The sequence below is a fragment of the Nocardia sp. CNS-044 genome, from assembly GCF_059570515.1.
In genome coordinates this window covers 1-13,054 of sequence record NZ_JCANSX010000011.1, presented here as the reverse complement: position 1 = coordinate 13,054, position 13,054 = coordinate 1, and the positions used below count along the sequence as shown (strand labels likewise).

Annotated in this window: 12 protein-coding genes; 6 read left to right on the top strand and 6 right to left on the bottom strand. The window is 69.9% G+C overall.

Going from position 1 to position 13,054, the window contains the following annotated elements; translation table 11 throughout:
- The first annotated feature begins 121 nt into the window (after positions 1 to 121).
- From T333_RS28380 to yidC, 4 genes are all read left to right on the top strand, one after another.
- Positions 122 to 2,179: a CocE/NonD family hydrolase gene (locus T333_RS28380; RefSeq protein WP_496426417.1), complete on the top strand. Its 2,058-nt coding sequence runs from the start codon at positions 122 to 124 to the stop codon at positions 2,177 to 2,179.
- Between the two features lie 301 nt (positions 2,180 to 2,480).
- A complete protein-coding gene (locus tag T333_RS28375; RefSeq protein WP_355002529.1) occupies positions 2,481 to 3,296 on the top strand; it encodes a helix-turn-helix transcriptional regulator in 816 nt (271 codons plus the stop codon).
- 28 nt (positions 3,297 to 3,324) lie between these two features.
- Complete coding sequence (locus T333_RS28370) at positions 3,325 to 3,621, top strand: DUF6412 domain-containing protein (protein ID WP_496426416.1); 297 nt, start codon at positions 3,325 to 3,327, stop codon at positions 3,619 to 3,621.
- 99 nt (positions 3,622 to 3,720) lie between these two features.
- Positions 3,721 to 4,761, top strand: coding sequence for a membrane protein insertase YidC (yidC, locus tag T333_RS28365; RefSeq protein WP_496426415.1), 1,041 nt, complete (start codon positions 3,721 to 3,723; stop codon positions 4,759 to 4,761).
- A 7-nt stretch (positions 4,762 to 4,768) separates the two neighbouring features.
- Here the strand turns inward: yidC and T333_RS28360 are convergent, their stop codons facing one another.
- The gene (locus tag T333_RS28360; protein ID WP_357249009.1) at positions 4,769 to 5,149 is read right to left on the bottom strand and encodes a nitroreductase family deazaflavin-dependent oxidoreductase; all 381 of its coding nucleotides are present in this window, start codon (positions 5,147 to 5,149) and stop codon (positions 4,769 to 4,771) included.
- A 72-nt stretch (positions 5,150 to 5,221) separates the two neighbouring features.
- On the opposite strand from T333_RS28360, the gene T333_RS28355 reads away from it, so the two are divergent.
- Positions 5,222 to 5,731, top strand: a complete 510-nt coding sequence (locus tag T333_RS28355) for an NUDIX hydrolase (RefSeq protein WP_357249069.1) — start codon at positions 5,222 to 5,224, stop codon at positions 5,729 to 5,731.
- Positions 5,732 to 5,931: 200 nt separating this feature from the next.
- Here T333_RS28355 and T333_RS28350 read toward each other — a convergent pair whose 3' ends face one another.
- From T333_RS28350 to T333_RS28330, 5 genes are all read right to left on the bottom strand, one after another.
- Complete coding sequence (locus T333_RS28350; protein ID WP_067847657.1) at positions 5,932 to 6,612, bottom strand: TIGR00266 family protein; 681 nt, start codon at positions 6,610 to 6,612, stop codon at positions 5,932 to 5,934.
- Between the two features lie 79 nt (positions 6,613 to 6,691).
- The gene (locus T333_RS28345) at positions 6,692 to 7,060 is read right to left on the bottom strand and encodes an arsenate reductase family protein (protein ID WP_355002525.1); all 369 of its coding nucleotides are present in this window, start codon (positions 7,058 to 7,060) and stop codon (positions 6,692 to 6,694) included.
- A gap of 22 nt (positions 7,061 to 7,082) precedes the next feature.
- Complete coding sequence (locus tag T333_RS28340) at positions 7,083 to 8,618, bottom strand: glycosyltransferase family 39 protein (RefSeq protein WP_496426414.1); 1,536 nt, start codon at positions 8,616 to 8,618, stop codon at positions 7,083 to 7,085.
- Positions 8,619 to 8,729: 111 nt separating this feature from the next.
- Complete coding sequence (locus T333_RS28335) at positions 8,730 to 9,608, bottom strand: bile acid:sodium symporter family protein (protein ID WP_355002523.1); 879 nt, start codon at positions 9,606 to 9,608, stop codon at positions 8,730 to 8,732.
- Positions 9,609 to 9,691: 83 nt separating this feature from the next.
- On the bottom strand, positions 9,692 to 10,834 hold the full coding sequence (locus T333_RS28330; protein ID WP_496426413.1) for a PucR family transcriptional regulator: 1,143 nt from the start codon (positions 10,832 to 10,834) through the stop codon (positions 9,692 to 9,694).
- Positions 10,835 to 10,976: 142 nt separating this feature from the next.
- On the opposite strand from T333_RS28330, the gene T333_RS28325 reads away from it, so the two are divergent.
- Positions 10,977 to 12,521 (top strand): acyl-CoA synthetase, encoded by a 1,545-nt coding sequence (locus tag T333_RS28325; protein WP_496426412.1) that lies wholly within the window; start codon positions 10,977 to 10,979, stop codon positions 12,519 to 12,521.
- The last annotated feature ends 533 nt before the right edge of the window (positions 12,522 to 13,054 follow it).

Here is a 13,054-nt window from a genome sequence, read left to right as displayed (position 1 = left end):
TCGCCGCCCGGCGGTCTTGGGAACTGCCGGTGGTGCGGCACCCGACTTATGCGGTCTGCTGTATCAGACAGTGAGGCCCCGGGTCGCCGGTCTCGGCACCGCGAGCAGAGAGTTCATATAGTTGACGATTTCGAGCCGGGCGCGGTTCCGCCGCCGCGCCGCCACGGTCGCCCTCGCGGCGATCACCGCCCTCGGGCCGACCGTTCAGCTCGCGCCCGGCGCGAGCGCCGTCCCCGCCGCGGGCCCGGTGCCTTCCGCGCCCGCGAACTTCGGCCTGCCCGCGGACTACGTGCCGACCCCGGAGCGGTACGGCATCGAATATCAACTGGGACAGGTGATTCCGCTTGCCGACGGCACCAAGTTGCAGGCCGAGGTCAGGTATCCGACCGACCCGGCGACCGGGCGACGGGCCGAGGGCGAGTTCCCAGTAGTCGTCAACTTCACCACCTACGGCGCGATCTCCAGCGCGCTCACCGCCGCCGTCACCGGCGTAATCGATCAGCTGCGCATCCCGCTGCCGGACCATTTGCGCGACGCGCGCCGGATCATCAATCAGGCCACCAGCGCCCAGGACATGCTGGTGCGGCGCGGCTACATCGAGGTGATCGCCGACGTCCGCGGCACCGGCGGCTCCACCGGCGCCTGGAATCCGGCGTCCGAACAAGACGGCCTCGACGGCGCGCAGGTAGTGGACTGGGCCGCCCGGCTGCCGGGTTCCAGCGGCAAGGTCGGCATGTACGGGTACTCTTTCCCGGCGCTGTCGGCCATGCGGACCGCCGAATCCGTCGGTCCCGGTTCGCCGTTGAAGGCGATCGTGCCGATGGCCATGCCCAACAACATCTTCAACGAGGTGCTCGGTCACGACGGGTTGATGAGCCCGCTGCTGCTCACCGTCATCTCGCTGATGGTGCCGTATCTGAGTCTGATCGGCCCGTTCATGACGGCGGTGGTGACACCGCAGACCTTCGTGCAGGCGCTCGGCGATCACCTCGCGGCGCTGGTGTCGACCGACAGCACCATCGTCAAGCTGGTGGAGGCGTACGCGGGCGGCCCGCTGGCCTACGACGGCGCGTGGTGGCAGGAGCGGCGGTTCGAGACCGAGCTGGAAGCGTTGGTGGACAACGACATCGCCATGTACCAGGTCGGCGGGCTGTGGGACCTGTACCAGGAAGGGCCGTGGCGCAACTACTCCCAGCTGCAGAACCTGGCGGCCGGGCGCGACCAGTTCGCGCCCATGACGCCCGGGCAGCCGACCGACGGGCGGTTCCAGCTGCTGATGGGCCCGTGGTACCACGTCGGCCTGGGCTTCGGGCCCGGTTCGCGGCTGGACACCGACATGATCACGCTGGCCTGGTTCGACCGCTTCCTCAAGGGGATCGACAACGGCGTGGACGAGGCCGATCGCACGCTGCACGTCATCGACGCGAACAACAACGCTGTCGCGACAGCGCGATACCCGTTCGAGCAGGCCGAGATTCAGCGCCGCTACTTCGACGGCGACCGGCTCGTCGCCGGGCAGCCCACGATCCCCGACGCCGCGGACCGGCTCGACTACAGCGGCTTGGACAACATCTGCAACCGGCAGACCTTGGGCCAGTACTCCGGCGGCCTGCTCGACTTCGTCTTCCGCGTCTTCAACGCCTACAACCCGTGTACCGAATGGGTGCAGGGCCCGACCGCGGGGCGCGCGTACACGATGGATCCGGTGACCGAGCCGACGGTGCTGGCGGGCCCGAGCAGTCTCACCCTGTACGCGTCCTCGACCAGTACCGACGCGGCTTTCCAGGTGTGGCTCGACGACGTGGCCCCGGACGGCACCTCGGTGAACATCACCGGCGGCTCGCAGCTGGCCAGCATGCGCACCCTCGACGAGGAGAAGACCTGGCGGGCCGCGGATGGCACCGTCTACGGACCCGAGCACGTGGTGCGCAAGGAGGCCGAGCAACTGCTCGTCCCCGGCGAGGTGACGCGGATGGAGATCAAGCTGCGCCCAGCGTTCCATCGGCTCGAGCCGGGACACGCGCTGCGCGTGCGGATCACCAGCGGCACCTTCCCTTCCACGATCCCGGTGCCCACCGATCTGCCCAGGCTGATCGGCTCGTCACAGCAGATCCACCGGGACGCGACCAGGCCGTCGAGCCTGGTCGTCCCGCTGGCGCCCGCCACCGCATTCGACTAGAGCGACCGCGAACGCCGCGCCGGATTCCTCGGAGAACCCGCGCGGCGTTCGGCCTGTCCGCAGGGCCCGTCACATCGGCGGTCGCCGAACTCCCCGAGGTCCGAAAGCTGCTCGCCCCCACGACCGCTGCGACGACGGGCCCGGCGTCGCGCACCCGGTTTCCGCACACCGGACCGCGCGACCGATCGTGGGTGAATTCCTGGATCACCTGACCGAAACGCTCACCGCCGCGGTGCGACCCGGATAGTCTCGGCGATGGATCCGAAACCCGGATCCATGCGTCACCTGCCGGGAGCGTCCGATGGAGAAGGCTCTGGTCACCGACGGGGTGTCCGCGACACCCCCAGCCTCGGGCGGCGCCCGCACGCCCGACGAATCCCCCCGGCGGGCAACGGCTTTGCTGCGGCCGGGAATTCTCGCCTTCGGCGGTGCGATCCGCCCGACCGCGCTGCACGCCCATCACACCGTCCAACTGCTCGCCGCCCGCACTCCGATCACGGTGATGGACGCGGGCGGGGTCCGCCACCGCGGCACCAGGATCATCGTGCCCGCCGACGCGCCGCACCGGATCGAGACCGCCGCCGAAGGCGCCGCGCTCTACCTCGATCCGGAGACCGCGGCGGGCGCCGCCGCCGACCGTCGCGCGCACGCGGGCGGCTGGGCCGACGATCAGCACGCGCTGCCCGCGACGCTGGCGGGCGCGCCGATCGCCGAGCAGGTGGCCGCCATCGTGCGCGAATTACGCGGCGTCCCAACGGCTGCCCACGGCGCGCAGCGGCACGGCGCGGTGACCGAGGCGCTGCGGCTGCTGCCGAGTCTGGTGCCGGATCATTCGATCCGCGGGTCCGATGTGGCGAAGCGGGTCGGGCTCTCCCCCGCCCGGCTCTCGCATCTGTTCGCCGAGCAGGTCGGAATGCCGTTGCGCCCGTACATGCTGTGGTTGCGGCTGCGGGTCGCGATCGGCCGGTTCCGTTCCGGTGACGACCTCGCCGCCGCCGCACACGCCGCCGGTTTCGACGACAGCACCCAGCTCACCCGCACCTGCCGTCGCACCTTCGGGCTGACCCCCGCCGCCTTGCACCGCGCCGAACAGTGGGATCTCGGCGACGGAGCGTGACCCGCCCACACCCGGTACGCTCGATCCCGTGTTCTCGCGGGTTCAGCTGACGGCGTTCGCGGTATTCGCGTGCCTGGCTTCCGCGTTCGCGCTGCTGGCCACGCCCCTGCCCGAGCACGCCTCGCTGGCCGCGCTCGGCGTGCTCGCCGCCGCGGTGTTCGCGATCGTGGCGCTGCGCGGCGCGGCGGTCGCGCCGGTCGTCGTCCCGCGCTGCGGACCGCCGCCCTCGGCGCAGCGCCGCAGGCGCGGTTCATATCTGCGACAGAGCAATCCCGACACGGCGGGCCGTCCGCGGCCGCGAGCTCCGGGACGGGTCACGGGCTGATCGGCCCGCGTCACCGCGCGGTGGTGGTCGGCCCTTTCGCGGTGACCTTCTCCCGTTTCCGTGCGTGCGCGCACGTCTCACCGAATCAGGTGTTCCCCCATGCTCGATGTCGTCTACTACCCTGTCTCCGCCGTGCTCTGGCTCTGGCACACCGCCTTCGCCGCGCTGCTCGGGCCCGGCAGCGGCTTGGCCTGGGTGCTGGCCGTGGTGTTCCTCGTCGCCACTCTCCGCGCGGCCATGTATCCCCTCTTCCTGAAACAGGTCCGAACCCAGGCCGTCGTCAAGCGCCTGCAACCCGAGATCGAGGCGCTGCGCAAGCGCTATTCCGACGACCGGCCACGTCAGGTCGCCGAGATCCAGAAACTGCAACGGCAGCACGGTGTGAGTGTGCTGGCGGGCTGCCTGCCGATGCTCGGCCAAGGGCTGGTGTTCCTCGCGCTGTTCCACGTGCTGCGCTCGTTCGACCGCACCGGCGCACTGGGGCATCTGCCCTTCCAGTCGACGCCGGCGCCGATGACGCCCGAACAGAACGCGCAGACACCGAACTACGTCTTCGACGCCGCCGACGTGCAGACGTTCCTGCGGGCCGAGTTCTTCGGGACACCGCTGTCGGCCACCCTGGCCGGGCAGCCGAGCGTTTCGATCGCCGCGGTCGCCGGCACGCTGATGGCGCTGGCTGCCCTCGCGACGCATTTCACGGGGCGGGCCTCGATCGCCCGCCAGGACCCGGCCGCCGCGCAGGTACCAATGCTGAACACGTTGACGCTGTGGGTGTTTCCCGCGGGCGTGCTGATCGGCGGCGCGGTGCTTCCGATCGTGATCCTGTTGTACTGGGTGTCGAACAACGCGTGGACGCTGGCCCAGCAGTACCTCACGTACCGGTGGATCGACGCCGAAACCCGTTCCGCGCCAACGGCATCAGCTACCACAGAGCCGAACGCCCCACGTCCGGGCGCGAAACCGAAGCCGGGCGCGAAACCGGTGCCGGCGGCGAAACCACGGCCCGGCGGGGCATCCGAGAACCCCGTGGCATCCGGGCGCACCGTGCGGTCCGAGCAGCGCGTGGCTTCTCAGGGCCGCACGCCGGCACCGCACAACACCAGATCATCGCGCAGCGCCAAAGCCCGCCGCCGCCGCTGACCCGCGATCAGCCGACAGGACCGGCCTGCAGGTAGTACTTGGCGGCGATGCTCCGCAGCACCTGCCGAATACCGATCGGCGCCCAGCCCGCGGACCGGTCCTCCAGCACCACCGGATCCACCAACTCGACGGTGCGGCCCCTCGTCTCGAGCTCGAAACCGCCCGCGGCGACGACGTTCTTGACCCACTCCGCGTCGCGACCGTAGGTCAGCGCGATGCGGTAGACACCGCCGTCCTCGAACACCCACACCGGAGTTCGATAGCCGCGCCCGGATTTTCGCCCCTTGTGCACCACGACACCGAACGGCGGCACCGTGCCCGCGATCAGTCCGGCCACCGGATTGGTCACGTGCCGGTTGAATCTCGCCACTGCGCGCGGAAGCACCATCGGACGGTCCTCTCTCCAGGTGGAGTGCACCACTCAGGCTACCCTCGAGCGGTGTCAGCGCAGCCGAACGAGATGATCGCGGTCTACGACCGGCAGGGGCGAGAGGTCGGCGCGGCCGATCGCGCCGCGGTCTATCGCGCGGGGCTGTGGCACGCCAGTTCGGGGGTGCTGGTGCGATCGATGGACGGCGAGCGGGTCTACGTGCACCGCCGCACCGACACGAAGATGGTGTTCGCCGGGATGCACGACTGCCTCGCGGGCGGTGTCGTCGCGCCTGGCGAGGATCCGGAGCGGACCGCGATCCGTGAGCTCGGCGAAGAGCTCGGCATCGTGCTCGGCCCGGACGCGACGCCGCCGCTGCCGATGGCCAGCGCGTCCTGGGACGGGGAATGGGAGGGCAGGCCGATGCGCTGCCACTTGTTCGCCTACGAGCTGCGCTACGACGGCCCCATCCGTCATCAGCCCGAGGAGATCGCCGACGGCTGGTGGTGGACCGACGCGGAACTGCGCGCCCACCTCGCCGACCCGGACTGGCCGTTCGTCCCGGACACCCGGGTGCTGATCGGCGATCTCCTGTCCTGATCCGTTACGCCGCGCTGCCGCTGCCCAGGGCCAGGAACGTCTGGAAAATGGTGGCGACGACTTCGAGCAGCTCCATGAGATGTCATCCTTCGGGTAGTTCATCGAGTGGAGCGGCCAGCATCACGGACCCGGGTGTCCGGGAGGTTATCCGGACGTGACGGGCGCGGATGGAAATCCTCGCCGTGCGGAATTCGCTTCGGTCAGCTCGACGACGCGCCGGTGCTGGCCCAGGACAGGAACGCGCCGGGGTTGCGGGTCTGCAGCAGCACCCGGCCGGGGCCGACGAAGTCGAAGACGAATCCTTCGCCCGATTTCAGCGACTGGATGGAGCGGCCGGAGACGGCGCGCCGGATGGTGAAGTTCATGGCCAAGTCGTAGGCGACCACGTGTCCGGTGTCGATGGTGATCGGTTCGCCGGGCTGCAGGTCGATCACGTCGATCGCGCCGAAGACGCCGACCACGATCTCGCCCTCGCCGTGCGCGCGCAGGCCGAAGCCGCCCTCACCGCCGAACAGGTTCGCGAAGCCGCCCCACTTGCTCTCCACCTGCACGCCGTGCGAGTTGGCGATCCAGCCGCCGCGGCTGATGAAGAACGGCCGGTCCGGGGTGATCTGCAGGTTCAGCATGTCGCCGGGCAGCGCGGGTGCGACGTCGACCCAGCCGCCCTGCTGCGGCGCGGTGAACGTGGAGACGAAGAACGACTCCCCGGCGAGCACCGAGCGCTTGAGACCGGCCAGGATGCCGCCTTCGGCCTTGGCCTGCAGCGTGATTCCCGCCGAATGGGCGACCATGGCGCCGCTCTCGACCCGCATCGGCTCACCGCCCGCGAGGAAGCACCGCGCGACGGTGGAGGCGGGATTGTGGCGCAGTTGAACCTTCATGGTGCCGACCCTACCGCCTGTGCGCGGCGGCAGGTATCGGCGAATACCGCCCGGGGAGTCCGGGTTTCGCGCGCCGAGTTCAGTCGAGGGTGCGCAAGGCGTCCTCGGTGCGCGCGACCACCGCGCCGCCGTTCGCCGTGAGCACGATCGGACGCTGGATCAGCTGCGGGTTGGCGGCCAGCGCCTCGATCCACCGGTCGCGGTCGGCGGGCGTGCGGCCCCAGTCCGCCATGCCCAGGTCCTTGGCGATCTGCTCGCCGGTGCGGGTGATGTCCCACGGTTGCGCGTCGAGCCGCCGCAGCACCTCGCGCAACTCGTCCGCGGTCGGCGGGTCGTCCAGGTAGCGGCGCACGGAGTAGGCCACGCCCGTCTCGTCCAGGTGCGCCGTCGCGGTGCGGCTCTTCGAGCACCGCGGGTTGTGCCAGATCTCGGTTTGCCCTGATGTCATGCCTTCAGATAACCACGTCCGGCTACAGATGCATCAAGTCCGGCCAGGTCTTGGCCCACGGATGACGCGACCCGGTGCACGCCCACACGGTGACGTCCTGGGTGTTGCCGGGAAAGCCGAGCCTGCTGTCCACCTTGCCGACCGGTTCCACGCTGTCGAAGTTCCAGCGCAGGAAGCTCTCGGGCACGCCGACCGCGAGCACGGTTCCGGTCTGCTCGTCCGGCCTGCCGAAGTAGCCGTAGCCGCGGCTCGGACTGTAGATCGGCGGCAGTTCGTCGCGCGCGAACTGGTCGAGTGCGCTGGCCTGCCAGTAGGTGTCGGTGACCACGACGGTGTTCGCGCGTTCGGCTGGGGCGAGCGCGGCATAGGCCTCGGTCACGGCGGTGGTCAGCTCGGGCCAGCCGAATTCGCCGTAGACGCCGATATTGATCGCGGCTTCCGCGACGCCGGCGGGCGGTGCGATGCGGTCGGGGTGCTGCCACGGCGTCGACCACAGGACGAGCGCCGTGGAACCCAGCACCACCGCCGCGCCGCCCGCGGTGGCCAGCCTGCGCGGCGACGGGCGCAGTCCAGCGGCCAGCTCGACCAGCCCGACCGCGCCCGCGGCGAGCACCACGCCGTACATCCCCGCCATGTAGTAGATGCGTCCGCCCATCACCAGGAAGATGGCGACCAGCAACAGCAGCGTCGCGCCGAGGAAGCGGTACGGGCGCAGCGCGGGATTGCGCAGCAGCGCCCACACGCCGTACACCAGCACCACCGCGCCGAGCAGACCCGCGGTCAGCAGCGCGAGCGGCACGAACATCAGCCGCCCGCCGAGAACGCCCTGCTCGCCGCTGATCACCTCGCCCATGTGCAGCTGCGGCCACCCGTTGCCCGCCTGCCAGATCAGTGTCGGCACCGTGGCGAGCACGACGATCGCGCCGCCGAGCCACAGCAGCGGGCGCCGCACCAGCTCGCGCGGACCGAGGGCCGACGAGGTCACCGCGATCGCGATCCAGAAGAACGGGATCAGCCACTTCACCTGCATGTCCACCGCCGTCACGAGCGCGGCGCACAGCAGCAGCGAATCACGGCGGGTGCGCACCCAGCGCACCACGAGCCAGGTGATGATCACCCACAGCACGGTGTCGATCGCGTTGGTGGTGAGCATCTTGCCCTGCAACAGCAGGAACGGCGACGTCGCGTAGGCGATGGCCGCGAGCAACTGGGCGCGGCGGCCGCCGCCGAATTCCCTGGCGAGCAGCGCGGTGAGCACCACGGCCAGCGTGGTCAGCGCGACCGCGGGCAGCCGGAGCGCGAAGAACGAGCCGGGGGCGACGGTGTCCATCAGGCGAGCCAGCATCGGGAGCACCGGCCCCTGATCGGCGTAGCCGAAGGACGGGTGGCGGCCCGCGGCGAGGAAGTACAGCTCGTCGCCGAAGTAGTCGTAGCGGCTCGCCGAGAACAGCAGCACCGCGAGGGAAACGCCCGCGACGACGGCGATGCCCGTGGACGCCACCGCGGGACGATCCGCCCCCGCGAGGTTCCGCTGCTGACGCTCTACCGTATCGATCACGCCGCTCCTCGACGATTCGGACTCCGACCGCGTCGAATCTAACGGGAAACGCCCGCTCGCCCATCCACCCTCGGGGCGAGTCGAGATCAACATTCAGGCGTAGTCCCTGGCTCAGGCCGCGGCTGTCACCTTCGCGGACCGGTGGCGGCGCGCCAGGAGGTAGGCCGCGCCGGCGGCCGGGATGTTCATCAGCACGCCGTACACCGCGCCCGGCACGGCCATCGTGTCGTTGTGCAGCACGGAGACCGCGACGGCGATGGCGATCGCGCCGTTGTGGATGCCGATCTCCATCGCCGAGGCGACGGCCTGGTCCTCGTCGACGCCGAACAGCCGCGGCGCCAGGTAACCGACCGTCAGGCTGAGCACCGCGAACACCAGGCACAGCGCGGCCAGTTCGCCGAGGTGCTCGGTGAGGGTCTCGAAGTTCTTCGCCACGGCGGCCGCGACCACGAGCGCGAGCACCACGATCGACAACACCTTCACCGCCCCGCGCATCCGCCGCGCCCAGTCGGTGAAACGCCGGTGCACCCACATGCCGACCGCGACCGGCACCAGCACGATCGCGAAGACCTGCGCGAACTTGTCCGGCCGCAATCCGATCGAACCCTCGCCGTCCAGGAACACCGTGTAGGACAGCGCGACGACCAGCGGCAACGTGAACACCGCCAGCACCGAATTCACCGCCGTGAGCGTGATGTTCAGCGCGACGTGCCCACCGGCGATGTGGCTGAACAGGTTCGCCGACGGTCCGCCCGGCGAGGCCGCGAGCAGCATCATGCCCACCGCGAGCGCGCCCTCCACGCCGAACAGCAGGATGAGCCCGAAGCACGCGGCGGGCAGCAGCACCATCTGGCAGACCAGCGCGATCGCCGCCGCCGCGGGATAGCGCAGCACCCTGGCGAAATCGTCGACGGTGAGTGTCAGGCCGAGCCCGAACATCACCAAGGCCAGCGCCAGCGGCAGAAAAACGGCGAAAGCCGTTGAACCCATGCGGATCTCCTCTCGAACCGGCATCCACCGGATTCGACCGTATCGGTGGGAAGGCACGGAAGGAAAGCCGCGCGGCGAAAGTCTCACCCGCGCGGCGGGCGCCGCTCCCCCGGGTTCTGGGTCTTGCGATATTGGATCGCCCACCAGACTCGCAGCGCCGTGTGCGCGGCGCGCAGGTCCGCGCCGGTGAGTTCCTCGAAGCGGCTCAGCCGGTAGCGAACGGTGTTGGGATGCACCACGAGCCGCTCGGCGGTGGCCTCGACGCGCAGGCCGGTGTCGAGGTAGGCCTCGACGGTGTCGACGATCGTGCGGGCGGATTCGCCGCCGCCCAGGGACGCCAGATAGCGCCGGACGAGTTCCGCGCCGAGATCGGTGTCGGCGGCGATCGCGGGCAGCACGCCGACGCTGTCCAGGTCGACAATTCCGGTGCGCCCGAACAGCCGCGCGGTGACCAGCACCCGACCGGCCAGGCGGAACGAGCGCGCCAAGTCCTCCAGCCGGGTCGGCGGACCGAGCCCGACGACGCCGCCCACTCCCGGGCTTCTGGACTTTTCCACAAACCCGGCGACGTCGCCGTCCACCGTGGTCACGAACCCGCTCGCGGGGAGCGGCGCGGCGGGATCGGGCGAATCTTCCGCCCCGGCCCGGTACGCGCGGTACTCGGCTTCGGGATCGACGCCGAGTTGCTGCGCGCGGATCCGCAGGTCCCCGGGACCGAGGGTGCCGAGGAGCACGGCCCTGGTGAACTCGGCGCGGAACTGCTCGTCGTGCCGCGCGGCGGCGATCTCCACGTCGCGGTGCCCGCCGCTGTACGGGACGACGGCGGCGTCGACGAGGTCGAGCAGCGCGGTGATCAACTGGAGCAGCGTGCGATCGGCGACACCGCTGGTGGCGGCAGCCTCGGTCAGTTCGGCGAGGATCTCACGGACCGCGATGCGCCACCCGTTCTGAATCTCGGCCAGCGAAATACCTTGGCGGGCACGGATTTCGCCGAACTCGCGCAGCACGGCGAGATCGCCCGAGGTGAGCGGATGACCGTCGTGCAGCGCGTCGAGCAGGCGGTCGACGACCGAGGCGGTGGACGTGGCGATGGTCGCGGCGGGCAGCGGCGCGTAGGCCGACATCTCCGCCCTGGCTCGCGCTACGACGCGGTCGACGAGCTCGGGTGCGCGATGCCGCACGCGCGACACCACCAAACGTTCGGCGGCGGTCGGGCGTCTGCTCATAGTGGGGCGAGCCTACGGGCGGGCGCTTGGAGAAATCAACAAACCGGCGACTGATAGTTCAACACGCTTTCCATGGCGCAGATCACACTTTCCGCCGAATACTCGTCGGGACCGACCACTGCCGTTCGACGAGGAATCGACGATGTATCTGACTCAGGGCCTGCACCGCGCCGCCCAGCTCAACCCCGACGGCCTGATGACCATCTGCGGTTCCCGCACCCGAACCAACCGGGAGGTGCTCGACCGGGTCGCCCGATTGGCGGGCGCGCTGCGCGACCTCGGCGTCGGCCCGGGCGATCGGGTGGCGATGCTGTCGCTGAACTCCGACCGCTATCACGAGTACCTGCTCGCGGTGCCGTGGGCGGACGCGGTTCTCAATCCGGTGAACATCCGGTGGAGTCCGGCCGAAATCGCTTACTCCCTCGCCGATTCCGACAGCCGGGTGCTCTTCGTCGACGACGCCTTCGCCCCGATGGTTCCGGCGCTGCGGGCGCAGTATCCGGAACTACGCGCGGAGATCCACTGCGGCGACGGACCAACCCCCGACGGCGCGCTCGACTACGAGCGAATCCTCGCGGACGCCACGGCGATTCCCGACGCGCGCCGCGGCGGCGAGGCGCCGGCGGGCATCTTCTACACCGGCGGCACCACCGGATTCCCCAAGGGCGTGGTGCTCAGCCACGCCAATCTGCTGACCTCCGCGCTCGGCGGCGTCGCCACCGGGTATCTGATGGCCCCGGGCGCGGTCTTCCTGCACGCGGCGCCGATGTTCCACCTCGCCGATCTGGCCGGGTGGCAGGGTGTGCTGATGCTGGGCGGCACCCACGTGATGATCCCGGCGTTCGATCCGGTGGCCACCCTGACGGCGATCCAGCAGCACCGGGTGAGTTCCACCGTGCTGGTGCCGGTGATGATCCAGATGCTCGTCGACCATCCGCGCGCGGGCGAGTTCGACCTGTCCAGCGTCGAGCACATCATGTACGGCGCCTCGCCGATCTCGCAGGCGGTGCTCGAGCGCGCGATGGCCGCCTTCGGCAACGCCGGTTTCGCCCAGGCCTACGGCATGACCGAGGTCGCGCCGATCGCCACCCTGCTCGGTCCGGCGGATCACCTGGCCGGTCGGCTGCGTTCGGCGGGACGGGCCGCGCCGCACAGTGAGATCCGGATCGTGGATTCCGACGGCGCCGAGGTGCCGCGCGGCACCGTCGGCGAGGTGGTGGTGCGCGGCGGCCACGTGATGCTCGGCTACTGGAACAAGCCCGCCGAGACCGCGGACGCCGTGCGGGACGGCTGGATGCACACCGGGGACGGCGGCTATATGGACGAGGACGGCTACGTCTACATCGTCGACCGGATCAAGGACATGATCGTCTCCGGCGGCGAGAACGTGTACTCCGCCGAGGTGGAGAACGCCGTCGCCGCGCACCCGGCGGTCGCCGCGGTGGCGGTGATCGGCGTGCCGGACGCCGAATGGGGCGAGCGGGTGCACGCGGTCATCGTCTGCAAGCCGGGACAGCAGGTGACCTCGGCGGAGATCCGCGGTCACGCCAAGGAGCTGATCGCCGGATACAAGGCGCCGCGCAGCATCGAGATCGTGGACGCGCTACCGGTGTCGGGCGCCGGGAAGATTCTGAAACGCGATCTGCGGCAGAAGTATTGGGACGTCGACGCGCGACAGGTCAACTGAGCCCTTCGCTCGGATCGGGGCGTCGCGCCCCGAAAGTTCCGCGCCAGCTTCGATTCCCGCTCGCACAGACGAAAGGGCCGAGCCACCAGGGTGGCTCGGCCCTTCGACGCGGAGTTCGCTCAGCTCGCGCTGCCCGTCAGCAGCTGCTGGATGGTCTTGATCAGAACTTCGGCCAGGAAATCCGACGCGGATCCGGACATGGGGTGCTCCTCATCTCGATGCGGTGCGCACGGTCGGCGCTCCGTTAATCTGAAGCATGAATGATTCAGATGCTTGCCGGAGGTGTTTTCGAACCACAAATCCGGCGAGGCGCCGCTTTGGCACCGAAAACATGGTCTCTAGCTGGCGTTATCTTCCCAGACAAGCGTCCAGTGGGCTGGGTCACAGTCCACTGAGTGAGATCCGGAATCCGTTCACCAGATACGACAAGGGCCGCGCCCCAGGAGAGACGCGGCCCGAGATGTCCCACCGAACTACAGGTACTGACCCGTGTTCGACTCCGTGTCGATCGCACGGCTGGCACTGGCGTTCTT